A 23,663-nucleotide genomic window follows, 5' to 3' on the forward strand; every position below is an offset into this window, starting at 1 on the left:
AGGAGGAGTTCTTCATGTTCAAAGGAGCAGGTACAGCACTCGTCACAACATTTAATGAAGCAGGCGAGTTGGATTTACACGTATTCGAACGCTTAATCGAGCAACAACTCGCAGCAGGGATTCAGGCACTTGTCGTCGGAGGGACGACAGGAGAAGGATCGACACTAACGAATAATGAATTCGAACAACTCCTGACGACTGCCGTTCAGGTCACGGCAGGACGAGTACCCGTCATTGCTGGAACAGGTTCGAACAACACCGCAGCGACAATCGAGAAAACATTACTCGCAGAACGTCTCGGTGCGGACGCAGCGATGCTCGTCACACCGTACTACAATAAAACATCACAGGCCGGTCTCGTCGCACACTTCACAGCGGTCGCTGATGCAACAGAGTTACCAATCATGCTGTACAACGTTCCATCCCGGACAGGCGTTACGATCGCAGTCGAAACAGCAGTGACGTTAGCACGTCATCCACGCATCCAAGCCTTTAAGGAAGCGAGTGGAGATGTCAGCTTTATGGGTGAACTGATGGCGGCGATTCCGGAAGACTTCGCGGTCTTCTGTGGAAATGATGATCAAATCCTTCCGTACATGGCATGGGGCGCACAGGGTGTTATTTCAGTTCTCTCTAACCCGTACCCAGCAGAGACACAAGCACTTGCTGAGGCGTTACTAGGGCAAGATTTCGTCACGGCTCGCCGGATTCAGGCAGACTTGTTACCGGTCATCGGTGCCTTGTTCAGTGACGTCAATCCGATTCCAGTCAAAGCATCGCTTGAAGAACTCGGATTTGCTGTTGGTGCGCCGCGCTTGCCGCTCGTCCGTCAATCGGAAGCGGGACACGCCCACTTACTCGAAACGATGCGGGCTTACAAAGGAGTGGTTCGATGAAACTCGCGTTACACGGTTATGGGGCGACAGGACAATACGTCGTCGAACTCGCACCACAAAGTGTCATGGCGATCGTTGACCGGACGAAGTCATCCGATACGATCGCTTCATATGCCGAGCTAACAGAGATGTCAGAGACGGTCGATGCGATCATCGACTTCTCGCATCCGAGTTTGCTACCTGATTTGCTCGCATACGGGCTGGCGACAAAAACACCACTCGTTATCGCAACGACTGGTTTTTCTGAGGCGGAACTGGCATCGATTAAGGACGCCGCAAAAGAAATTCCGATCTTCCAGTCGTACAACATGTCGTACGGTATCGCGATGGTGCAGCAACTGCTGAAGACACTTGTGCCACTAGCAGGAGCGTATGACATCGAATTGCTCGAGAAACATCATAACCAAAAAGTCGATGCGCCAAGCGGAACGGCTGAGTTGTTATTGCAAACGATTCAGACGGCACGTGACGTCACACCGGTATATGACCGGTCACAGACGCGGCAAAAGCGGGAGACGAACGAGATCGGAATGCACGCGATGCGCGGTGGAACGATCTTCGGAGAACACGAAGTCTTATTCGCAGGTGTCGACGAATTGATTGAAATCAAACATACAGCGCTATCGAAAAAAGTATTTGCTTCTGGTGCGATCAAAGCAGCTGAGGCACTCATTCAAAAAACAGCGGGACTCTATACATTAGAGACGCTCTACACACAGGAGGATTCACATGTTACTCACTGATGCTTACGAAATTGCTAAATTCATTAAAGATGCTAAAAAACAAACACCGGTAAAACTTTACGTCAATGGCGATTTGGCGGGCTTGACGATCGAAGGCGCTACAGCGTTCGGATCAGATGAATCAAAGATTTTCTTCGCGGATGCAGGACTTGCGGCTACTTTCTTAGAAAAGTATTCAGATCGCATCACAGATGTTCACGTGGAGTATGACCGTCGCAACAGTGCGGTACCAATGCTTGATACACGTCACTTGAATGCGCGCATCGAACCAGGTTCATGGATTCGTGATCATGTTGTCATCGGTGATAACGCGGTCGTCATGATGGGTGCCATCATCAATATCGGTGCATCAATCGGAGATGGTACAATGATTGATATGAACGCTGTCGTCGGTGCACGTGGGACGATCGGGAAAAACGTTCATGTCGGCGCAGGTGCCGTGGTCGCGGGTGTCCTCGAACCACCTTCAAAAACACCTGTCATCATTGAAGACGGTGTCTTGATTGGTGCAAATGCAGTCATTCTTGAAGGCGTCAAAGTCGGCAAAGATGCCGTCGTCGCTGCTGGTAGTGTCGTCACAGAAGACGTACCTGCTGGAAGCGTCGTTGCTGGAACACCTGCACGTGTCATCAAACAGAAAGATGCGAAAACAGAAGAGAAGACGCAATTGGTGGATGATTTACGTTCACTCTGATTGACGTCGAAGAGGAGGAAAACACATGGCAGTGGATACACAGTATGGAGAAGCAATTTGGTTAGATGGAGTCTTTCATGATCCGAAAGATGCGAACACGAGCGTCATGTCACATGCGATTCACTACGGTAGTGGATTCTTTGAAGGAATTCGTGCGTATGCGACACCGGACGGACCGGCGATTTTCCAATTGAAGGAACATATCGAGCGTCTCTTCCGCAGTTGTGCGTATTACCATGTCACGATTCCGTATACTGTCGACGAACTTGTTCAAGCAACGATCGATTTAGTTGCGAAAAACGGATTTGAATCGTGTTATATCCGTCCATTCGTGTTCCTCGGTACGCCATGGCAAGCATTGATGGCGAAAGATACGACGGTTCATGTCGGCATCTCTTGCTGGGAGCTTGGGGAATACTTCGATAAAGGTGCCGGCATCCGTGCCAAAGTCGCGTCATACCGCCGCGTCTCATCAACGATGATGCCGATGCAAGCGAAAGCGGCTGCGAACTATATGAACTCACAACTCTTAAAAGGTGAAGCGATTCGTGATGGATTTGACGAAGCAATCGCGCTCGACATGAACGGAAACGTTAGTGAAGCGAGTGTTGCGAACCTCTTCCTTCTTAAAAACGGAACGATTCATACACCGTCACTTGATTGTTCAGTACTCGACGGTATCACACGCCAAGTCATCATCCGTTTGGCACAAGATCAAGGCTATCCTGTTGTTGAACGTCACATCGGACGCGATGAGTTGTATGTCGCAGATGAGATCTTCTTAACAGGAACAGCTGCTGAAATCACAAGTGTCGGTGAAATCGATCACATCTCAATCAACGGCGGAACACGGAACGTCGCAGATGAGTTGCTCGGTCTTTACCGTCAAGCCGTCACAGGTCAATTGCCGCAATACGCGGATTGGTTGACGTACGTGACACCAGCTGTCGCAGAATGACGACGCGTACACTCGTCACGATCGATCGGAAGGCGGTGCGACAAAATGTCGCATCGGTCTTCGCTCGGTCACGTAAACGTATTTTTGCCGTGGTCAAGAACAATGCATATAACTTAGGTATGCTCGAGATGGTCGAGACGCTGATGGCATCTGATGTGCATCACTTTGCTGTCGCTGAGTTGTATGAAGCCATTGAAATCAAAACGAATTTTCCAGACAGTTATGTACTGGTGATGAATCCGACGGAGGATTTTGAAACAGCACGACGTTTCGGAATCGCACTCGGTGTCTCATCGCTAGAATGGCTCGCCCTACACAGTAAACAGCTGCAGGAAGTCGAGTTACATTTGAAGATCAACGTCGGGATGAACCGTTTTGGTGTCAGTTCGCTTCAAGAGGCGGAAGCTGTCCTTGCGCTTGCGCAAGCAGATTCGCTTGATTTAACAGGTTTATATACACACTTTCCGCTTGCCGATGAACCGGATGCGGATCACGATGGACAAGTCGAACGTTTCGTCGCCATTGCCGATGTGTTACGAAAGCGCCATACGTTTACGTATATCCATTCGGAAAACAGTGCGACGATCGTCAAACACGATCCGCGTCTCGCGTTTTGTAATTATGTCCGCCCTGGAATTTTCTTGTTCGGTTATTCGCCAATCGAGAAGATGGACTGGCTCGTGCCTTCACTCCGGATGACGACAGAGGTCGTCGAAATTCGCGAAATCGGACCAGGTGAGCATGTGGGATATGGTACGAACTTTACGAGTACAGAACCGATGCGAATCGCCATTTTACCCGTCGGCTATGGTGACGGTGTCGTCCGTGGGCGTGCTGCTTTACCTGTTCATATTAAAGAAAAACCATATCCGATCATCAATAAATTATTCATGAGTCATACGTTCGTCGCCGTCGATGGAACAGTTGAGGTCGGAGACGAGGTCGTGCTATATGGGGATGGCGTTGAAATTGACGACATTGCCCGGACAGGAGCAGCAAACAATTCAGAGCAGATGTGTGCCCGGTCTTGGCGTTTGACGCATCAGTATCTATAAGGAGGAACTTATTATGTATGGAAGTCAATACCTGACAGAAGAAAACAATACGTTGCACATCGATGGTGTCGCAGCGACCGATCTTGCAGCACAGTACGGAACACCGTTGTATGTGATGGCAGAGCGGGAGCTGACGGATCGATTAGCGACCGTCCGGGAACACTTCCTTGATAAGTATCCGAACACGTATGCTTCCTTCGCCTCAAAAGCACTGACTGTCAGTGCCGTATATGAACAAGTCGTTCGTCATGGTCTTGGAATCGATGTCGTCACAGGCGGGGAACTCTTCATCGCCCGTCAATCCGGGGTTCCAGCAGAACGAATCTATTTCCATGGTTCGAATAAATCAACGGCTGATCTTCAGTATGCCGTTGAGGAAGGAGTCGGACGGATTGTCATCGATCACTTTGCAGAGATTGCACAACTGGAATCGATTGCGGCACAAGCCGATCAAACGGTTCATGTCCTGATCCGGATCGTGCCACAAGTCATCGGGGGGAGCGCATGCGAAAATTCAGACAGGTGGTGTCGATACGAAATTCGGTTTCTCGACGCATGCGTCAGATTACTTGGACGCAATCGAAGCGATTTTAGCATCGGAACATCTGTCGTTACTCGGCATCCATTGTCATGTCGGTTCGCAAATCCAAGATCCGTCACTGTTCGAACAGACGGCTCGGACGATGATGGGCTTCGTCGAAACGATTCGTGCGCATCATGGCTTCACAGTCAGCGAAGTTAATGTTGGCGGTGGCTTCGGTATTGCCTATACACAGGACGATCATCCGCTTGATTTTGAAGCGACGATTGCACGCGTCATGGATGTCATCGAGACGGAAACGGAGCGACTCGGCATCGAACGTCCGCGCATCGGGATCGAGCCAGGGCGCTGGGTCGTTGCGAATGCAGGAACGACACTGTATACGGTCGGGGCAATCAAAGAGATCGAAGGCGTCCGAACATATCTTTCGGTCGATGGCGGAATGACAGATAACATTCGCCCAGCACTTTACGGTGCGGTGTATGAAACGGTCATCGCTAACCGGATGAGTGGCGAAACGACCGAAGTGACGGTCGTTGGAGCAGCTTGTGAATCAGGGGATCTCGTCGCTGAAAAAGCACAGTTGGTTACACCGAACGGTGGCGATACACTTGCTGTCTTTGGGACAGGAGCGTATAATTTTTCGATGGCAAGCAACTACAACCAGTTCTTACGTCCGGCACTTGTTTTCGTTCGGGACGGGGAATCCCGTGAAGTCGTCCGTCGACAAACGTATGCGGATTTGATTCAGTGTGATCTTGGAATCAATGGGGTCCGATCAGAGTCGTAAGAGGTGCGGGGTCAAACTAGAGCACAAAAAAACCGACGCTATCGCGCCGGTTTCATGCATACGATCTAAAGCGATTCTTCTCTTGAATAGAGAGGGTCGTTTTTTTGTGTTGCGATTAACATATTCATTTTGGAATTTTTAAGACTTGTCCAACGAGCAAGAGGTTCGGATTCGTAATGTTGTTTGCCTGCATCAATGCTGTGACGGTGACACCATATCGTGTCGCAATCGAGTAAAGTGTATCACCGGCTTTAACCGTATAAGTCGTTGTTGGAATTTTCAAGACTTGACCGACGTTCAACAGATTCCAGTTCGTGATGTTATTCGCACTCGCGAGGGCAGAGACCGAGACGTTGTATTTGCGGGCGATGGAATAGAGTGTATCGCCAGCTTTGACGGTATACGTCGTACCGGTTGAAGTCGGTGACCGTAACAGTTCTGAAATCGTGACGAACGAATAGCCTTTTGCTTTTAGTTTTGAAATCATCGTTGGCAAAGCGGTTGGTGTTCCTTTCGCACCAGCCCCAGTATGCATCAGGATGATTGATCCGGGAACGACTTTTGGTATTACACGATCCAAGATGGCGGTTGAAGAGATGCCTTTCCAATCCGTCGTATCAATATTCCATTGAATCGTTTTCGTGTAACCTGCAGCCCCAACTGCACTCAACACGTTACTGTTACTTGCACCAAACGGCGCCCGGAAAATCGGTTTCGTCGTTTTTCCTGTCAAGGACCGGATGAGCGACTCCGTCCGGGATAATTCACTCGTCATCTGGCTTGCTGTTAAGGTCGTAAAATCCGGATGCGAATACGAGTGATTGCCGATTTGGTGTGTAGGAGAGGCGGTTGTGATGTTCTTGATCGATTGAGGATGATTGTTTGCACCACTGCCTGTCAAAAAGAAAGTCGCTTTCACTTGGTTACTTTTCAAGATACTTAAGATTTTTGCAATGTTCGTCCCATCTGAACCGTCATCAAACGTCAATGCGACGACTTTTTGTGTCGTCGTTCCTTTCGTCACAAACGTAGAGCTCGCCGCATTAACCTGTGAAGGAATCGAAAGTGGACTAAGGAGAAGTAATCCGATCATCATGATGGTAGGTTTCTTGATGTTCATCGTCTAGTACCTCCTTCATCAAAAACATGCTTTACAAGTACTCTTTATTAAGGTATTCCCTTTATTTTAAAAAAAGAACTAAGAAATTCCCGTTTTGCAAAGAAATAAAACTAAATTACAGAAAATTTGTTTAAACCGTAATCTTTTTGGGAAACCATAATATATGGAAATAGTAAAAAGGAGTGAGAAGGAATGATCGAATTCAAAAACGTCGGTAAGCAGTTTAAGGACAATGTCGTCTTGAAAGGCTTATCGCTCGAGATTCAAAAGGGTGAACTCGTTGTTTTCATCGGACCAAGTGGCTGTGGGAAAACGACGTCACTTAAGATGATCAATCGACTGATCGAACCTTCTTCAGGCACGATTTTGGTCAACGGGAAGGACATCATGAAGACGGACACGATCGAATTAAGACGTCATATGGGATATGTCATTCAGCAAACCGGCTTGTTCCCTCACATGACGGTCCGGGAAAACATTCAATTGATTGCTGGGCTTGAGGGCAAGAACCACGATGAGATGGATCAACGGACAGAACAACTGTTGACGATGGTCGGGCTTGATCCAAAACAATTCATCGATCGTTATCCGAGCGAACTCAGTGGTGGACAACAACAGCGTGTCGGTTTCGCGCGTGCTCTGATGAATGATCCTGATGTTATCTTGATGGATGAGCCGTTCAGTGCACTTGATCCCGTTACTCGTAACGATCTACAGGAAGAGCTCTTTAACTTGCAAGAAGAAGTGAAAAAGACGATTGTTTTCGTCACCCATGATATGGATGAAGCGATCAAGTTAGCGGATCGGATATGTATCATGCGTGATGGGGAGATCGTTCAGTTCGATACTCCAGAAGAAATCTTACGTCATCCAAAAGATGAATATGTCGAATCGTTCATCGGAAAAAATAAGATCTGGAGTAGTCCAGAATTTATTAAGGCAGAAGACATCATGATCGAGGACCCGGTTTCAATCAGTGGCAAACGGACGTTGCTGCAGGGAATTGAAATCATGCGTGGACGCAAAGTCGACAGCCTGTTAATCACCGATCGTGACCGTGTCTTACAAGGGCTGATTAAGTTGAAGAACATCCAGACGATTCCGGATAAGAGCCAACGGATCGAAGAAGTCATGGAGGGCGAGATCATCGCCGTCAATGAACATGATTCGTTGCTTGATGTCCTTGAGGTCATGAACCAGGAAGAGACAGGTTATCTGCCGGTAACGGATGCAACTGGAAAACTCAGAGGATTGATCACACGTAGTAGCTTACTTTCCGTCTTGAGTGAGCAATTCATTCATGAGGAGGAAGTCCAATGAACGGATTCTTTGATTATGTAAAAAATAATACCGATCAGATTGGTGACTTGTTACTTGAGCACTTGCAGTTGACAGTCTTTGCCGTCGTCATCGCTGTCGTTCTCGGGATTCCAATCGGGATTCTGATCACCCGTTATCAAAAATTCGCGAAGCCGGTCCTTGCGCTGACAAGTGTCGTTCAAGCCGTTCCGAGTCTTGCTTTACTCGGTTTCTTGATTCCGTTCATCGGTATCGGATCGACTCCAGCGATTATCATGGTCGTACTCTATTCACTCTTGCCAATCGTTAAAAATACCTACACAGGTCTGTCGAGTATTCCAGGGGATACGCTCGAAGCAGCCAAAGGAATTGGTTTAACAGATCGGCAAATCCTCAGTAAGGTTCAGATTCCACTTGCCTTACCAATCATGATGGCAGGGATTCGGATTTCTGCTGTTACAGCCGTTGGTTTAATGACGATTTCAGCGTTCATCGGTGCCGGCGGTCTTGGTTACCTCGTCTTCTCGGGTATTCAAACGGTTGATAATAACCAGATTCTCGCCGGAGCAATTCCAGCCGGGATTTTAGCCCTTGTCATCGACTTCGTCGTTAGTCGGATTGAATATTCGGTAGCGCCGAACGGGATTCCACTTGCAGATGGTCGAATCAAGAATAAGGCGCGGAAGCGTCGTAAGGCGATGCCAGCCGGACGTAAGATTGCAATCGCAAGTATCGTCTTCTTATTAATCGGTGGAACGGTCGCTTACTCTTTCCTCAAGGAAGATAAGATCGTCATCGGATCGAAGAACTTTACGGAACAATTGATTCTCGGAAATATGTTAGCGGATTTAATCGAAGATAAGACAGATTTAGAAGTCGAACGTCAATTGAACCTCGGTGGAACGAAAGTCGCTTACGGGGCGCTTGAAAAAGGGGAAATCGACGCGTATGTCGAGTACACAGGTACTTTGTTGATCGACGTGCTCAAGCAAGACGTCGAGACGGATCCAGAAACAGTTTATGCCAAAGTCGGGAAGATGATTCCTGAGAAAAGTCAAGTCGATGTCCTTGATCCAATCGGTTTCAACAATACGTATGCGCTTGCCATGACGAAAGAAGATATCGAAAAATATGACTTGAAGACGGTATCCGATATGTCAAAAGTCAGTGATCGTTTGATTCTCGGATCAACAATCGAATTCGCGAATCGGGAAGATGGTTATCTTGGTTTGAAGAAAAAGTATCCGGACATGAAATTCCAAGATGTACAACCCGTCGATGGAGGACTCCGTTATACAGCGCTGACGAATGGTCGGACGAACGTCATCGACAGCTTCTCGACAGACGGTTTGTTACAAAAATTCGATTTGACGGTACTAGAGGACGATAAGAAATTCTTCCCACCATACTATGCAGTACCGCTTGTTCGTCAAGAAACACTCGAAGAACATCCAGAACTGAAAAAAGTCCTCAACACATTGAAGGATAAAATCACGGATGAAAAGATGCAAGAATTGAACTACAAAGCAGATGTCGAGAAACAGCGTCCTGAAAAAGTCGCGCGTGATTTCTTGATTGAAGAAGGATTGATCTCCAAATAAACAGGTAGAGCCGAGGCGGGAATCCGCTTCGGCTCTTTTTTATGCGCGCTGACGCGCTATATCGTTTTGGAAAATACGTAATCAAGTGATTAAATTATTTTTTGATGCGACTAGCGAGCCAAGCGCGAACAGTGCGTTGCTGAATCATACACGTTCTTCCTCTCGGTTTAATGTTCCGAGGCGGTGCTCGGCATCCTTAACGATACGTGCTTGAATCTCGACTGTCAACCAATCTGTTTCCGTTTCAGGTAACGTCGGCAAACCGTAACTTGGGTTATTCGTAGATGAAAATAAATCAGACATGATGCGTTCTTCGTATACTGGAATCATGTAAAATCCCCTCTCTGTGTCTTGATTCATCTCTTACACCTCTAGTGTACGAAAGGATTGTAAAGACGGAAGAGGGGAGGTGTTAAGAAGTCGTGAACTTTGTAAACGTTTTCACAAACTTGTCAAATCATCTTCAATGGCTTCGCAACTTGCCGTGTATTGTTGACCCCGTTTGACATATTTTCGTACTGTTCGTTCCATGATGAATCGATCATGGTCACTGATATCCCGGACGATTTTGGCGGGGACACCCATGACCATCGCGCCTGCAGGCACCTTCATTTTTGGCGGAACAAGACTTCCTGCAGCGACAAATGCACCTTCTCCGATCTCGGCTTCATCGAGAATTGTCGCTGACATCCCAATCAGTGCTCCTTTTCGGATGATTCCACCATGAATCATCGCCATATGACCAATTGTCACCTCATCTTCAATGATGGTCGGATACCCTTCATACTGATGAATCATCGAACCATCTTGAATGTTGACACGTTCCCCAATGTGAATCGGACCTTCATCTCCCCGGATGACCGTATTGAACCAGACGGATGAGTCTTTTCCGATTGTGACCTCTCCGATGACTTTAGATCCGTCCGCTAAATAAACGGATGGATCGATGTTTGGAACAAGTGAACCAACACGATATTTCATGCGTTTTTCCCCCTCAGACATTAAATCGATACTCTTTCATCTTGACGTTACAAAAAATAAATTGCAACAGCTTCCAAACTAATTGTAAGATGGTAAAAATACGCTTACAACAGGAGGAGACAGGATGGAACAAACAGTGCGTGAACGATTGATCGCGATTGCTGCAAAAAAAGAGAAAGCAGCCGTCGTCTATCAGAATATTTCAGTCATTGATGTCATGACACGAGAAACCTATACAGCAGATGTAGCGATTGATTCAGGCTATATCGCGGCTGTCGGGGAAGGATACGAAGGAATCGATAATCGTCCGGGAGAGGGGCTCTTCATCGCACCAAGTTTCGTCGATGCCCACGTCCATATTGAATCATCGATGGTCCCACCGAGTGAGTATGAGCAAGCGATTCTACCATTAGGGGTCACGACGATCATTGCCGATCCGCATGAGATCGCGAATGTCAAAGGAGCGGAAGGATTATCCTTCATGCTAGACGATGCTGAAGGTCTTGCCCTTGATGTACGAATGATGTTACCGAGTTGTGTACCAGCGACTTCGTTTGAACACGCGGGAGCATCTCTTGACGCCGCGGCACTTGCACCGTTCGTCGATCATCCTGGTGTCCATGGTTTAGGAGAAGTCATGGATTATCCAGCGGTCGAACGAGCCGATCACGATATGCTCCAAAAAATTAAACAGATCGAAGACGCAGGAAAACTAATCGATGGTCATGCTGCGGGACTCGGACCACGCGAAATCAACATTTATGGTGTCGCTGGAATTCGAACGGATCATGAATCCGTCAGTAAGGAAGATGCCATCGCCCGAGCGCGTCGTGGTCTGTATGTTGAAATACGCGAAGGTTCGGCAGCTCGAAACTTAAAAGAAGTACTCGATGCTGTAACGGAAAGCAATGCGAGCCGTTTCCTCTTCTGTACGGATGATAAACATTTGGATGATACGTTACGAGAGGGAACGATCGACTATAATATCCGCTATGCGATCCGTCATGGGATTAAACGTGAGACAGCGTATGCGATGGCATCGTTGCACGCGACGAACGCGTATCGTTTAGACGATCGGGGAGCCATCGTACCAGGACGTCGGGCGGACTTCGTCTTGTTATCCGATGCTGATAACGTCGTGATTGACGAGGTCTATATTCAAGGTGATTGTGTTGCGCGAGCAGGGAAAACGATTCGTCCGGTTCGCCGCGCGCATGTGCCAGAGTCATTACGCGGAACCTTGAATACAAAACCGATTACACCGGAAGTATTCGCCCTTCCACTTGAATCAGCGCGTGCGCATGTCATTGGAGTCATTCCGAAAAGCATCGTCACCGAGCACTTGATTCTCGACGTTCCACTTCAAGACGGACATTTCGTGCCTGTGCCGGAACAGGATCTCTTAAAGATTGCTGTCATTGAACGTCATCACGGGACAGCCTTCTCGGCAGTCGGTATCGTCAAAGGCTTTAAGATGAAACGCGGAGCGATTGCAGCGACTGTTGCCCATGATTCACACAACCTCGTCATCGTAGGCGCGTCAGACGAAGAGATGCAACTGGCCGCAGAACGTCTCGTCCAAGCGGGTGGGGGAGTCATTGCTGTCAATGGTCAAGAAGTGCTTGCCGAGTTACCGCTTGAAATCGCTGGACTGATGACGAATCGTCCCTTCCAAGAAGTTGGAGATACACTCGAAGCATTGAATGATGCACTCGATGTATTAGAGGCGGATCGGTCCTTTAATCCCTATTTAACGATGTCATTTCTTTGCTTACCGGTCATTCCGGAGTTAAAGCTGACCGACAGTGGATTATTCGACGTAAAACACTTTCAGCATATTTCAGTACAAGCAGACTGATGTCCGTCGCGAGTCTGAGTCTCATTCCGGGACTCAGACCGTTTTTCTATCAATCGAGGTACGATAAAATCAAAAAAAAGCCACTTTACAAAACGGCTAAAAATCCTTAATGAAACTTAATAGTTTGGATGTTGAATCATTTTGGAAAGCTTGTTATAGTAAGTTCTATATCGTTTGTGAGAAATCTCACTTTCTATGAAACTTTTATCTAGAAGGGTCGTAGAAAACAGTAGGACAACAAGATTAGAAAGGAGATCATCATTATGGATAAGACCTATTTTGAAGGACATGAAGCTTTGATTGCGGATGTCTATCGTTCATTCACGCGTCAGTTCCATGCCCTACCGACACATCGACGAACGAAACGTCAGTTGCGAAATCTTGCATTCTCCGTCATTCGTCAAGCTCGACCGACGTATGAGGAACGCACCGTTCTTTATGCTTACTTCGCTGAATTCTTCCGAGCAGTTGAGGAAGGACAGGATGAAGAGATTGCTTTTTACAAACAAATTGCACAGTAAAGACCCCCGATGGCTCCGTCAGAAGGGGTCTTTGTTGTTTTTTGAGAATCGCATTCGGAAATAAAAAAACAAGTAGGGAACGAGGTCCGCTACTTGTTCATCAATGTTTTAAAGGGTTATTTTACTTCCATCCATTTAAAGCTCATATCGGCACCGAATGGGTGACGGTACAATTTATCAATGTTTGTCCGTTGTAAGTAAGCTTCCCCTTTTTGGTAGATTGGTGCGATGGCGTAGTCTTCTGTCAACAGCATTTTTTCAGCTTCTTGCATGTCCGACCAACGTTTCGCTTCATCTGCTTGTTGTTTTGCTCCCTTGATGAGATCATCGAACTTTTTGTTCGAGTATTCCATCCGGTTGAAGCTTCCATCCGTTAACCACATATCAAGGAACGTCATTGGATCCTGGTAGTCAGGTCCCCAACCAGCCGCAGAGATATCGTAATCTCCCTTCGATTCGAGTTCGAGGAAGTTTTTGAATGGTTGTTGTTTGATTTTGATCGTCAAACCAGGTAGGTGTTTCTCAAGATCTCCTTTTAAGTACTCAGAAACCTTCTTGAAGGCATCTTCATCTCGTGAGAGCATGCTGAGTTCGACTGTCTTCACACCAAGTTCCTTCAAGCCAGCATCCCAAGCTTTTTTCGCAGCGTCAGCATCGTAGCTTTGTAGATCAGGATACTTCGCGCGGAAGTCTTCTCCATCTGGTGTAAACGTGAAGTCTTTCGCGACGATGAAGTTTGCAGGTTTTGATCCATCATTTAGGATGACATCTGTAATCCCTTGTTTCTCAAAGCCAAGCGCGAGTGCTTTTCGAATGTTTTTATTCTTCAATGCTTTATTCTTTTGGTTAAAGCGAAGGAAGTTGATCCGAGCATCTGGACGCGTCTTGTAATCATCTGATTTTTCATACTGCGAAACGAATTCAGACGTAATTGGTGCAAAATCGACTTCTTTCGCTTCGAACAGGTTGACGCCAGTTGAGATTTCTTTGACGACCTTGACATCGATTTTATCCATCTTGACATTCGCTTTATCCCAGTAATCTGGATTTTTCTTGTATGTCCAACCAGCATTTGCTTGCCACTTATCGAGGACGAAAGGTCCGTTGAAGACCATTGTATCAACACTTGTCGCGAACTTATCGCCTTTATCTTCGACGAATGATTGTTTTAATGGTAAGTACGTCGGGAAACTCGTCAAACCAAGGAAGTAAGGTGCTGGAGCTTCAAGTTGGACTTCAAGTGTCTGATCGTCAACTTTCTTGACACCCAGTTCATCAAGTTCAGCGTCGCCAGCCATGATTTTGTTGGCGTTCTTTAAATCTTGTAGAATGTACGCGTATTCTGCTGCTGTCTTCGGATCAAGTGCGCGTTTCCAAGCATAGATGAAATCATCTGCTGTGACGGCTGATCCATCTGACCACTTCGCATCTTTACGCAGTTTGAATGTATATGTTTTTTTATCTTCCGACACTTCGACGCTTTCCGCGATTCCAGGTGTTGGTTTGTTATCACCATCAAGACGATATAGCCCTTCGAAGACGTTGTTCGTGACGATGATGGAAGTCGAGTCCGTCGTTTTCGTCGGATCTAGCTGAGGTACATCCGTCGTCGAAACGAGTGTGACTTCCTTTTTTTTGTTTTTCGAATCAGATCCGCTTGTGTTTTCGTCATTTCCTTGCCCGCATGCAGCGACAGCAAGAAGCGCGATGCTGGAAAGTCCAGCAAAAGCGATTTTCGATGGTTTATTCATGGAACGATGACCCCCCGAGAGTTAGTGTTAAATATTTCAGAAAAATGTGAACATATTGTTAATTTAAGTGAAAGTGATTAAAAATGCAACATAAATTTTCAGATAATTCTCACTGATCAAGGTCTATCTCCTCAATTCCAAGCGATTTTAAATAGTCATAAAGTAGGAATAAGGTCAGCTTATGCGGGGAATACATTCGTAACGTCAATCGAACGGGATTACCACGTAATCGCATATTCGTAATACGTACACCTTTACGCTCTAGAGCAAGAACGATGTCTGTCGGATCAAGTCCGGAAGGAAGTAAGAGATGCGCAACGAGGACATTTGCTTCGAACCGACTATTGTTGATACGCCCCATCATCCGAGTTAAGCCTTCCAGTAAGAGGAAGAGAAAGAGAACGAGAAAAATCGACTCCCAGATGAAACCTGCACCGACAGCGATTCCAATCCCGCTTGCACTCCAAATAATAGCGGCAGTCGTTAATCCGCTGACGATATCATGCGGTCGACGTAAGATGACACCAGCGCCGATAAAACCAATTCCGGTAATGATTTGGGCGACGAGACGCATCGGATCCATCTGAACATTCGTCGCCATGTCATGGTAGAGTAAGACCGATTTGATGGAAACGATGGTTAACAGGCAACTGATCAGGGTAATTACGAGGCTAGTGCGTATACCAACCGGTTTATTTTTGATTTCACGCTCGAATCCGATGAAAATTCCAAGTGTAGCGGCTAATAGGAGTTTTAGAAGGTCTTCGAGCTGAAATACATGAATCCAGTTCATTCGTCTCAAATCCTTTCTTTACTTTAAAAGGTGATTTGTTATAATGACTTTTGTGTCTTTCGAATGAATATACGTAAGATGTAATAGATATACGAAAAAGGAAGTGTCTCATCATGAATCAACAAAAAATCGGGTTCTTTGCTCTCGCTGCAATGGTCATCGGTTCCATGGTCGGTGGAGGAGCTTTTAACCTTCCTGGTGCAATGGCTCAAAGTGCAAGTGCAGGACCTATCCTCATCGGCTGGAGTATTACGGGGATTGGGATGATCATGCTCGCGTTAGTATTCCAACATCTCGCCAATAGTAAACCAGAGCTCGAAGGCGGTATCTATGCCTATGCGCGTGAAGGGTTCGGACGTTTCGTCGGCTTTAACAGTGCTTGGGGATACTGGGTATCGGCGTGGATCGGAACAGTTGCGAATATCACGCTCGTGTTTAATGCGATTAGTTATTTCTTCCCGATTTTCGCAGCAGAAAATCGAATATTCCTTCTTTTGATGAGTATGGTCGTCATTTGGGGATTGTTCTGGCTCGTCTCGAGCGGAATTAAGGAAGCGACACTCGTCAATCTGATTACGACGATCGCAAAGCTCGTTCCGATCTTGATTTTCATTCTTCTAGTAGGAATCGCCTTTAATATCAAAACGTTTAATTTGGATATTTGGGGAGAGGGAACAGAACTCGGTTCGATCTTCGATCAAGTAAAAGGAACGATGCTCGTCACACTTTGGGCGTTCGTTGGAATTGAAGGGGCGGTCGTTTTATCAAGTCGTGCTAAAAATCGAAGTGATGTCGGGAAAGCGACAGTGACGGGACTTGTTGGCGTTCTAGTCATCTATATCTTAATTTCCGTTCTATCACTAGGAGTGCTCAGTCAAGAACAACTAGCTGGATTAAAAGAACCGACGATGGCATATGTATTAGAGGCAGCGATTGGACCAATCGGTGCGACGATCATCATGATCGGTTTGATTATCTCACTATCCGGTGCACTTCTCGGATGGACGATTCTCGCATCGGAGATTTCGTATCTTGTGGCAAAAGACGGTGCATTTCCGAAAGCATTCGCAAAAACGAATCGGAAAGGTGCTCCAGTCGGCGCGCTGTTGATTACACAAATCGCGACACAAGTTGTCGCAGGAATCGCGCTTTTCTCAGCGCAAACCTATCTTGTCCTGTCGAGTATCGCTGGGATTTGTGCGTTATTACCGTATTTGTTATCAGCATTGTATAGCATTCGGACATCGCGAGAAGAGCGCAATCAGAAAATGTTACTTTTCTCCATCATCGCATCAGCGTATTCGATTTGGCTCGTCTATGCGTCGGGTATCTGGTACATCGTCATCGCGGCATTAGTCTATGCTCCAGGGATTCTCGCATATGCTTTAGCAGAGCGAGAACAGCAACGGACGGGCATGTCACGTTATGAGTGGATTGCCAGTATGGTTCTTGTTGTCTTAGCAGGAGTAGCCGTTTACGGAATGGTTGTAGGAGAAATTCAATTGTAAGAAACGATATGCAAAAGAAGTCACGGTGATTTTCATCCACCGTGACTTCTTTTTTGATTAAGGTGCTAAGAATCGTTTTTCGACATCCTGTACAGATAGAGGTTCAGAGAAAATGAACCCTTGCATATGCTGACACGATGTCGTTTTTAGATAATCTAACGCGTGTTCTGTCTCAACACCTTCAGCGACAAGATTCAACTCTAAGTTGTGACCAAGTTGAATGATGGAATCGAGCAAGGCGTGGTCATTTGTCGCCAGACCATCAATGAATACTTTATCGATTTTTAATTCGTCGATTGGAAAAGCACTGAGATACTGCAAAGAAGAATAACCGGTACCGAAATCATCGATTGATAAACGGAAGCCGAGCGACTTGATGAGGTGCATGCGTTCGACCGTTCGTTGCGTCTGGAGAATCGCGATGTTTTCCGTCATCTCCAAAGTAATCGAAGATGGTGATATCAGTCGTTCTGTTACGATGTGTTGTAATGTACGAATGAAGGAGTCGCTTTGGAACTGATGCGGTGAGATATTGATTGCCATCGTCAGTTTAGGATCAATCGTCTGGTGCCATTTTGCGAGCTGTTCACATGCTTCGATGATGACCCAGTTGTTGATTGGTGTGATCAGTGAAGTTTCTTCAGCGAGTGGAATGAATTCATCTGGTGGAATACTCCCGAGTGCCGTGTGATTCCAGCGTAATAACGCTTCGAAGCCTTTAACGGCTTGTGTCTGAAGTTCAATGATTGGTTGATAAGCAAGATATAGGGATTGATCTTCGAGTGCCGTGAAGAGGGATCGTTCGAGTTGGATTTTACGTGTGAATTGTGTGTCCATCTCGTGTGTTAAGTACTGAATCGTTCCGGTACCAATTGATTTTCCTGCGTATAGAGCTGTTTCGGAGCGGCGATATAAATCCTCCAGTGTTTTGGCTTCCGATGGATAGACGGTGATCCCGAACGTACAAGAAACGATCAGTGAGTGACCATTGATGTAATAAGGGCGCTGCAGTGCTTGTTGTAATTTCCGAGCATATTGGAAAAGCAGATTGCTCGACGGTGCAGGTAACAAGACGCCGAATAGATCACTCGTCGGATGAAAAGCGAGTATACCTGTCGTATGTTGCAAAAGGCGCGTTGCCATTGCTTGAAGTAGTTGATCACCGACGTGTGTTCCAAACGAATCATTGATCACTTTGAAACGATCGATATCGAACAAGATGAGGGCAATCGGATCATGCGACGCAGCAGAGCGGAATAATGCTTCACCTTCGCGTAAAAATCCACGTTTATTTAATAAATGCGTCATCTCATGATGATGCACTAAAAAATCGAGTTCTTCTTCAAGTGCTGTTGTTTCCGTGATGTCGTTCCCGATGAACAGGTGCTGAAAACGAACGCCGTTCGCATCATAGATTGGAATGAGCGTCGCTTGGAGATGTTTTCGTTCACCCGTTTGCGAAGTGAGGCTAAGGCGACCAGACCAGGCTTTTCGTTCACGAAGTTGTGCACGAATCTCCGAAACGACAGAACTGGATGGATCTAATATGAGTGACCAAGGCTGGTTGAGAAGCATCTCAGAGCAATATCCTGTCACATCGATGAGTTGATCATTCACGTACGTGATCGTTCCCCGTGCATCGAAGACGGCGACAGAAGCAATCTGATCGAATGCATGACGCAAATCCATCAATCCTTGGAAGAGTGGTTTCATTTTCGTTTGTTGCTCAGCTGAAGGGATACAGCAAGCAAAAGCGGCAATAACGGTTCCTGTATGATCAAGTAAAGGAGACAAAAGGAGAGTTGATGTTACAGAAGTGCCCGTCTTATGCAACAAGGAGGCATTCGGTAATTGGACGGATTGACGGCGCTCCAAGAAGGCATGCCAAATCTGTTGACTGAATGCCATGTCTTCCCGTTCAAGAAGTGGAACAGTCTGACCCACGACTTCCTGTTGTGTCCAGCCCCATTGCTGTTCGGCTAGATTATTCCAAGAGCGGATGGTCAAATCAGTATTCAATATGAAAGCGGGTAAAGGGAATTCTTGAATGACGACTTCATAGGAATCAATGGTCGAACGGTCCATTACGTGCGCACGCTCCTTTATAATGAAAAGAGATGACGGTTCACTTGTCTTGTCTTTTCCCGATATATTCAATTCTTACGCACTAGAATCCTTTCGCTTGGATACTTTTTAAGTGAAGATTCTATGAAAAAATCTGCTATAATAACATTGAAAGCGTTTTCTAAAGAGTTATGAGGGGGAATTTCGATGAATCAAACAGAGAAAATCATTCAACAGACAGAACAGTTCGGAGCACATAACTACCATCCACTCCCAATCGTCATCTCAGAGGCGGAGGGTGTCTTCGTTACGGATCCTGAAGGACGTCGGTATATGGATATGCTGAGTGCCTATTCAGCAGTCAACCAAGGACATCGTCATCCCAAAATCATTGACGCTCTCAAACGTCAGGCAGATAAGATTACTTTGACGTCACGCGCCTTCCATAATGATCAACTGGGCTTCTTTTATGAAAAAGTCGCACAATTGACGGGAAAAGATATGGTATTACCGATGAACACGGGTGCGGAAGCTGTCGAGACAGCAGTGAAAGCAGCACGACGTTGGGCATATGAAGTCAAACAAATCCCAGGTGACGCTGAAATCATCGTTTGTGAAGGAAACTTCCATGGTCGGACGATGACAGCCGTCTCGATGTCGACGGAAGCAGAATACCAGCGGGGATTTGGACCGCTTCTTCCTGGAATCAAGACGATTCCTTACGGCGATCTTGAGGCATTAAAACAGGCGATCACTGAAAATACAGCGGCATTCATCTTGGAACCGATTCAAGGCGAAGCAGGCATCTTAATTCCTTACGATGGTTTCTTAAAAGACGCGCAAGAAGTTTGTCGTGCGCAAAACGTGTTGCTCGTATCGGATGAGATTCAGTCTGGACTCGGTCGTTCCGGTAAATGGTTTGCTTCTGATTGGGACGAGGTAACACCAGACATGTACATTCTTGGTAAAGCACTGGGTGGTGGTGTATTCCCAATCTCATGTGTGGCTGCGAATAAAGATGTCCTTTCCGTCTTCAATCCAGGCTCACACGGCTCGACGTTTGGTGGCAATCCACTCGCTTGTGCCGTCTCGATTGCTTCACTTGAAGTATTAGAAGACGAAAAGTTACCGGAACGTTCACTCGAACTCGGTACGTATTTCATGGAGAAGTTAAAACAAATCAACAACCCGATGATTAAAGAAGTACGTGGTCGTGGATTGTTCATTGGTGTTGAACTCACAGAAGCAGCACGACCATATTGCGAAGCGTTAAAAGAAAAAGGCTTGCTCTGTAAAGAAACGCATGAGACAGTCATTCGCTTTGCACCACCGCTCGTCATTACAAAAGAAGAGTTGGATTGGGCGTTCGAACGGATTGAACAAGTGTTAGGTGTTTCCGTCGCCCAATAAAAAGAATAGCTTCAGATTAAACAACAGTGGACAGGACGTTCACTGTTGTTTTTGTTTAGGAAAGTGTCGATTTTGATTAAAGAAAAGTTTGAAAATCAGTGACAAGGGAACAGACAACTATCGCAAAAAAAACTTTTAAATGGGGGTAATGGTTATGTCAAACAACAGTGGTCTCAATAAAAAAGCAGATGGTCTCGTCGATAAAGTAGCAGGTAAAGCGAAAGAAGCGCTTGGGAAAGCAACAGGCGATAAATCAACAGAACGCGAAGGTAAAAAAGATCAAGTTAAAGGTGACGCGAAGAAAACGGTCGGAAACGTCCAACAAAATTTCGAAGATACGAATCGTCGCTAAGACGGTTGCAACTTAATAGAAAAACCGGACTGGAGGGTAACTCTAGTCCGGTTTTTAGTGTCTGCTATAATAAATTTTTATATCACTAAAAAAAGATAATGAGTAATTTGTATAAAGGTCTAGTCATTTAGATGTTTATATGGAATAATAAAAAACGTAAAAGCGTTTACATTGTTCTGTCATTATCGTTTATTCAAGAAAGGGTGAAAGGTATGTTGCAGTTTCTACAACGCATTGGTAAAGCTTTGATGTTACCAATCGCAGTATTACCAGCTGCCGGAATCGTGCTCCGATTAGGTTCGGCGGATATGCTAGATATTCCGTTGATGGTAGCAGCAGGAGGGGCTATTTTTGATAACCTTCCATTAATATTTGCCATCGGTGTCGCCATTGGTCTATCGATCGATGCAAGTGGGGCAGCGGGTCTTGCCGGAGCCATTGGGTATCTCGTCTTAAAGAACGGCGTTGACTCGATGAACAAGGAGTATTCCAGTGCACAGATTCAAGCAAAATATGATGCGATTGCCGCAATCGTCAATGATTCCTCGACCAAGGTCGACGGAGCGACACTTGGTTCGATCGCGAATCAGGCGACACTCGGATCGACCGTTAATATGGCGGTATTCGGTGGAATCATCGCGGGTATCGTCGCAGGACTTCTATACAATCGGTTCTACAACATTAAGTTACCGGATTGGTTAGCATTCTTCGGTGGTCGTCGTTTCGTTCCAATCATTACATCAGCGGTCATGCTCGTACTTGCTTTCATCTTTGGTTATGTCTGGCCGTTCATCGAGCAAGGCATCAACGGTGCTGGTGAATGGATGGTTGGTCTTGGTGCAGGAGGCGCTGCTCTGTTTGGATTCTTTAACCGTCTCTTGATTCCTGTCGGCTTACACCACGTCTTGAATAATATTTTCTGGTTCGTCTTCGGTTCATATGAAAAAGCAGATGGTACAGTCGCGAATGGCGACATCGCACGCTTTTTCGCTGGAGATCCGACAGCTGGGATTTATCAAGCGGGCTTCTTCCCAATTATGATGTTTGCCTTACCGGCTGCAGCTTTTGCGATTGTCATGGCTGCGCGTAAAGAAAATCGAAAAGCAGTTGCTGGAGCGATGATTGGTCTTGGACTGACGTCCTTCTTGACAGGGATCACGGAACCAATCGAGTTCTCGTTCATGTTCTTATCACCTGTTTTATATGTCATTCATGCAGTTTTAACAGGTCTATCGATGGCCATCGTTAACTTACTCGGTATTTTACATGGCTTCTCCTTCTCGGCTGGTTTCATTGATTATGCCTTGAACTTCGGGATTGCCACAAAACCATTACTTCTCATCCCGGTTGGTCTCGCGTTCGCGGTCGTCTATTACTTCCTATTCTACTTCATGATCACGAAATTTGATCTGAAGACACCAGGTCGCGAAGATGAATCGCTCGTCACAGACACGGGAGTCGTTCTGACAGACTCAGACGATAAATATGAACAACAAGCAGCTCAAATTTTTGCCGGATTGAAAGGAACAGACAACGTCACGTCGATTGATAACTGTGCGACACGCTTACGTCTCCAAGTCAAGGATCCAAGTATCATTGATGAAGCAGCGATTAAAGCGGCTGGAGCAAAAGGTGTCATGAAGATGGGTGCGACAAGTGTTCAAATCATCATTGGCACAGATGTTGAATTCGTTGCGGATGCGATGAAGCGACAGAAGTAAAGAAAAAACGACCTTTCCTGAGCTTAGGAAAGGTCGTTTTGCTGTACGTTCGCAACAGGTGCTGTTTTGCTTGACCGATAGATCGGATAAAAGATTCCAATCAAGATGATGACGATTCCAATCCATTGAGAGCTCATCAGATGTTCACCTAAAATTAATACAGAACAGATGACTGCTGTCGGTAATTCTGCCGCACCCAGTAAAGAGACGCTGGCTGGAGACAAATGAGGCGCACCCGCAGCAAATAAGAGTGGTGGCAAAATCAACGCGAATAGACCGAGTGGAATTGCATACAGAAGAAGACCGTTTTCGAAATTCGCAGAAGACAAGAACGTCGTCGGTGGATACATGATCATGACAAAAGCAAGACCACCTGTCATCATATAGAAGCTTTTCTTTATGACGGGTAGATGATTGGCAACGCGTCCACTAGCCAGTAGGAAAATCGAGAAACTAACAGCCGCTCCAAGACCGAATAATGTTCCACGCAGGTCGAGTGGGCTCGAGTAAGCAGCACTCGCGAGAATGGCTCCACCAATCAGTAGAATCGCAGACAGGAAGTGCGCGCGAGATGGTAAACGTTTGAATGCGAGAGCATCAATGATGACACCAATCCAAGTGAATTGGAATAAGAGAATGATCGCAACGGATGCCGATACGGTCTGAAGACTTTGGTAATAGAGATAACCGGTTGTACCGCTTGAGATACCAATCAGCATGAGAAGACCAGCTGTTTTGAGATCGAGACGAAGGTTTTTCGTAAATAAGGCAAGTCCGAAAATCATGAGCCAGCCGAAGAAAAATTGACTACCTGAAACGGCTGCTGAGTTGAATCCAGCGGCATAAGCGAGTTTGACGATCGTTGAGAGGACACCATAACTGATAGCGCCGATGAGAACGAATAAAGTTGCTTTTGAGCGATGCATGAATAAATTCCCTCCATTTTTAGTAAAAACCACGCAAAAAAGGTTGCAACGGGGCCTTGTCCAGGTTTTTTGGACAGGGTT

The 23,663-nt window shown here is 46.2% G+C and carries 21 protein-coding genes and 1 pseudogene; 15 read left to right on the forward strand and 7 right to left on the reverse strand.

The window, feature by feature from the left end; genetic code table 11:
* Positions 1-14 precede the first annotated feature (14 nt).
* The 7 genes and pseudogenes from dapA to P401_RS19045 all read left to right on the forward strand — a co-directional run bounded on the left by dapA (position 15) and on the right by P401_RS19045 (position 5,677).
* Positions 15-896, forward strand: coding sequence for a 4-hydroxy-tetrahydrodipicolinate synthase (gene dapA / locus P401_RS0100485; RefSeq protein ID WP_029340772.1), 882 nt, complete (start codon positions 15-17; stop codon positions 894-896).
* Positions 893-1,639 (forward strand): 4-hydroxy-tetrahydrodipicolinate reductase, encoded by a 747-nt coding sequence (gene dapB, locus P401_RS0100490; RefSeq protein ID WP_029340773.1) that lies wholly within the window; start codon positions 893-895, stop codon positions 1,637-1,639. The genes dapA and dapB overlap by 4 nt, the downstream gene beginning before the upstream one ends.
* Positions 1,626-2,333 carry a 2,3,4,5-tetrahydropyridine-2,6-dicarboxylate N-acetyltransferase gene (gene dapD, locus P401_RS0100495; protein WP_029340774.1) on the forward strand — a complete coding sequence of 236 codons (708 nt, stop codon included), beginning with the start codon at positions 1,626-1,628 and terminating at the stop codon, positions 2,331-2,333. The genes dapB and dapD overlap by 14 nt, the downstream gene beginning before the upstream one ends.
* Positions 2,334-2,358: 25 nt before the next feature.
* Positions 2,359-3,291 (forward strand): branched-chain amino acid transaminase, encoded by a 933-nt coding sequence (locus P401_RS0100500; protein WP_029340775.1) that lies wholly within the window; start codon positions 2,359-2,361, stop codon positions 3,289-3,291.
* Positions 3,288-4,346, forward strand: coding sequence for an alanine racemase (gene alr / locus P401_RS0100505; protein WP_029340776.1), 1,059 nt, complete (start codon positions 3,288-3,290; stop codon positions 4,344-4,346). The genes P401_RS0100500 and alr overlap by 4 nt, the downstream gene beginning before the upstream one ends.
* Before the next feature lie 115 nt (positions 4,347-4,461).
* Positions 4,462-4,776: pseudogene (locus tag P401_RS19040) on the forward strand (diaminopimelate decarboxylase); the annotation flags it as partial.
* Between the two features lie 82 nt (positions 4,777-4,858).
* Positions 4,859-5,677, forward strand: coding sequence for a diaminopimelate decarboxylase family protein (locus tag P401_RS19045; RefSeq protein WP_268871253.1), 819 nt, complete (start codon positions 4,859-4,861; stop codon positions 5,675-5,677).
* A 124-nt stretch (positions 5,678-5,801) separates the two neighbouring features.
* Here the strand turns inward: P401_RS19045 and P401_RS0100515 are convergent, their stop codons facing one another.
* Positions 5,802-6,797, reverse strand: a complete 996-nt coding sequence (locus P401_RS0100515) for a LysM peptidoglycan-binding domain-containing protein (RefSeq protein WP_029340777.1) — start codon at positions 6,795-6,797, stop codon at positions 5,802-5,804.
* A gap of 192 nt (positions 6,798-6,989) precedes the next feature.
* Between P401_RS0100515 and P401_RS0100520 the strand changes: the two genes are divergently transcribed.
* On the forward strand, positions 6,990-8,117 hold the full coding sequence (locus P401_RS0100520) for an ABC transporter ATP-binding protein (protein ID WP_029340778.1): 1,128 nt from the start codon (positions 6,990-6,992) through the stop codon (positions 8,115-8,117).
* Positions 8,114-9,697, forward strand: a complete 1,584-nt coding sequence (locus P401_RS0100525; RefSeq protein ID WP_029340779.1) for an ABC transporter permease/substrate-binding protein — start codon at positions 8,114-8,116, stop codon at positions 9,695-9,697. Before P401_RS0100520 ends, P401_RS0100525 begins: the two co-directional genes overlap by 4 nt.
* Before the next feature lie 144 nt (positions 9,698-9,841).
* On the opposite strand, the gene P401_RS0100530 is transcribed toward P401_RS0100525, so the two are convergent.
* Both P401_RS0100530 and P401_RS0100535 read right to left on the reverse strand, forming a co-directional pair.
* On the reverse strand, positions 9,842-10,027 hold the full coding sequence (locus tag P401_RS0100530; protein ID WP_029340780.1) for a hypothetical protein: 186 nt from the start codon (positions 10,025-10,027) through the stop codon (positions 9,842-9,844).
* A gap of 111 nt (positions 10,028-10,138) precedes the next feature.
* The gene (locus P401_RS0100535; protein ID WP_029340781.1) at positions 10,139-10,678 is read right to left on the reverse strand and encodes a gamma carbonic anhydrase family protein; all 540 of its coding nucleotides are present in this window, start codon (positions 10,676-10,678) and stop codon (positions 10,139-10,141) included.
* Between the two features lie 124 nt (positions 10,679-10,802).
* Between P401_RS0100535 and ade the strand changes: the two genes are divergently transcribed.
* Complete coding sequence (gene ade / locus P401_RS0100540; RefSeq protein WP_029340782.1) at positions 10,803-12,536, forward strand: adenine deaminase; 1,734 nt, start codon at positions 10,803-10,805, stop codon at positions 12,534-12,536.
* Between the two features lie 263 nt (positions 12,537-12,799).
* Positions 12,800-13,057, forward strand: coding sequence for a hypothetical protein (locus tag P401_RS0100545; RefSeq protein WP_023467133.1), 258 nt, complete (start codon positions 12,800-12,802; stop codon positions 13,055-13,057).
* Positions 13,058-13,173: 116 nt separating this feature from the next.
* Here the strand turns inward: P401_RS0100545 and P401_RS0100550 are convergent, their stop codons facing one another.
* Entirely contained in the window at positions 13,174-14,808 is a 1,635-nt protein-coding gene (locus P401_RS0100550) for a peptide ABC transporter substrate-binding protein (RefSeq protein ID WP_029340783.1), read from the reverse strand.
* 109 nt (positions 14,809-14,917) lie between these two features.
* Positions 14,918-15,601 (reverse strand): MgtC/SapB family protein, encoded by a 684-nt coding sequence (locus tag P401_RS0100555; protein ID WP_029340784.1) that lies wholly within the window; start codon positions 15,599-15,601, stop codon positions 14,918-14,920.
* A gap of 110 nt (positions 15,602-15,711) precedes the next feature.
* On the opposite strand from P401_RS0100555, the gene P401_RS0100560 reads away from it, so the two are divergent.
* On the forward strand, positions 15,712-17,109 hold the full coding sequence (locus P401_RS0100560) for a basic amino acid/polyamine antiporter (protein WP_197499342.1): 1,398 nt from the start codon (positions 15,712-15,714) through the stop codon (positions 17,107-17,109).
* Between the two features lie 57 nt (positions 17,110-17,166).
* On the opposite strand, the gene P401_RS0100565 is transcribed toward P401_RS0100560, so the two are convergent.
* Complete coding sequence (locus P401_RS0100565; RefSeq protein ID WP_029340786.1) at positions 17,167-19,194, reverse strand: putative bifunctional diguanylate cyclase/phosphodiesterase; 2,028 nt, start codon at positions 19,192-19,194, stop codon at positions 17,167-17,169.
* 186 nt (positions 19,195-19,380) lie between these two features.
* On the opposite strand from P401_RS0100565, the gene P401_RS0100570 reads away from it, so the two are divergent.
* The 3 genes from P401_RS0100570 (at position 19,381) to nagE (ending at position 22,656) form a co-directional block, all read left to right on the forward strand.
* Positions 19,381-20,583 (forward strand): ornithine--oxo-acid transaminase, encoded by a 1,203-nt coding sequence (locus P401_RS0100570; protein WP_029340787.1) that lies wholly within the window; start codon positions 19,381-19,383, stop codon positions 20,581-20,583.
* A 154-nt stretch (positions 20,584-20,737) separates the two neighbouring features.
* Complete coding sequence (locus P401_RS0100575) at positions 20,738-20,935, forward strand: CsbD family protein (RefSeq protein WP_029340788.1); 198 nt, start codon at positions 20,738-20,740, stop codon at positions 20,933-20,935.
* Positions 20,936-21,147: 212 nt separating this feature from the next.
* Positions 21,148-22,656: an N-acetylglucosamine-specific PTS transporter subunit IIBC gene (gene nagE / locus P401_RS0100580; protein ID WP_029340789.1), complete on the forward strand. Its 1,509-nt coding sequence runs from the start codon at positions 21,148-21,150 to the stop codon at positions 22,654-22,656.
* Between the two features lie 23 nt (positions 22,657-22,679).
* On the opposite strand, the gene P401_RS0100585 is transcribed toward nagE, so the two are convergent.
* Positions 22,680-23,582 (reverse strand): EamA family transporter, encoded by a 903-nt coding sequence (locus P401_RS0100585; RefSeq protein ID WP_029340790.1) that lies wholly within the window; start codon positions 23,580-23,582, stop codon positions 22,680-22,682.
* Positions 23,583-23,663: the final 81 nt, after the last annotated feature.

This window comes from Exiguobacterium acetylicum DSM 20416 (genome assembly GCF_000702605.1).
Lineage (GTDB): Bacteria > Bacillota > Bacilli > Exiguobacteriales > Exiguobacteriaceae > Exiguobacterium_A > Exiguobacterium_A acetylicum.

Bases quoted from the DNA above. Each gene is read 5' to 3' on its own strand.
- dapA (WP_029340772.1), top strand. From the start codon at position 15: ATGTTCAAAGGAGCAGGTACAGCACTCGTCACAACATTTAATGAAGCA.
- nagE (WP_029340789.1), top strand. From the start codon at position 21,148: ATGTTGCAGTTTCTACAACGCATTGGTAAAGCTTTGATGTTACCAATC.
- P401_RS0100550 (WP_029340783.1), bottom strand. From the start codon at position 14,808: ATGAATAAACCATCGAAAATCGCTTTTGCTGGACTTTCCAGCATCGCG.
- P401_RS0100545 (WP_023467133.1), top strand. From the start codon at position 12,800: ATGGATAAGACCTATTTTGAAGGACATGAAGCTTTGATTGCGGATGTC.
- P401_RS0100565 (WP_029340786.1), bottom strand. From the start codon at position 19,194: ATGGACCGTTCGACCATTGATTCCTATGAAGTCGTCATTCAAGAATTC.
- ade (WP_029340782.1), top strand. From the start codon at position 10,803: ATGGAACAAACAGTGCGTGAACGATTGATCGCGATTGCTGCAAAAAAA.
- P401_RS0100535 (WP_029340781.1), bottom strand. From the start codon at position 10,678: ATGAAATATCGTGTTGGTTCACTTGTTCCAAACATCGATCCATCCGTT.
- P401_RS0100555 (WP_029340784.1), bottom strand. From the start codon at position 15,601: ATGAACTGGATTCATGTATTTCAGCTCGAAGACCTTCTAAAACTCCTA.
- alr (WP_029340776.1), top strand. From the start codon at position 3,288: ATGACGACGCGTACACTCGTCACGATCGATCGGAAGGCGGTGCGACAA.
- dapD (WP_029340774.1), top strand. From the start codon at position 1,626: ATGTTACTCACTGATGCTTACGAAATTGCTAAATTCATTAAAGATGCT.
- P401_RS0100570 (WP_029340787.1), top strand. From the start codon at position 19,381: ATGAATCAAACAGAGAAAATCATTCAACAGACAGAACAGTTCGGAGCA.
- P401_RS0100530 (WP_029340780.1), bottom strand. From the start codon at position 10,027: ATGATTCCAGTATACGAAGAACGCATCATGTCTGATTTATTTTCATCT.
- P401_RS0100575 (WP_029340788.1), top strand. From the start codon at position 20,738: ATGTCAAACAACAGTGGTCTCAATAAAAAAGCAGATGGTCTCGTCGAT.
- P401_RS0100520 (WP_029340778.1), top strand. From the start codon at position 6,990: ATGATCGAATTCAAAAACGTCGGTAAGCAGTTTAAGGACAATGTCGTC.
- P401_RS0100585 (WP_029340790.1), bottom strand. From the start codon at position 23,582: ATGCATCGCTCAAAAGCAACTTTATTCGTTCTCATCGGCGCTATCAGT.
- dapB (WP_029340773.1), top strand. From the start codon at position 893: ATGAAACTCGCGTTACACGGTTATGGGGCGACAGGACAATACGTCGTC.
- P401_RS0100500 (WP_029340775.1), top strand. From the start codon at position 2,359: ATGGCAGTGGATACACAGTATGGAGAAGCAATTTGGTTAGATGGAGTC.
- P401_RS0100525 (WP_029340779.1), top strand. From the start codon at position 8,114: ATGAACGGATTCTTTGATTATGTAAAAAATAATACCGATCAGATTGGT.
- P401_RS0100515 (WP_029340777.1), bottom strand. From the start codon at position 6,797: ATGAACATCAAGAAACCTACCATCATGATGATCGGATTACTTCTCCTT.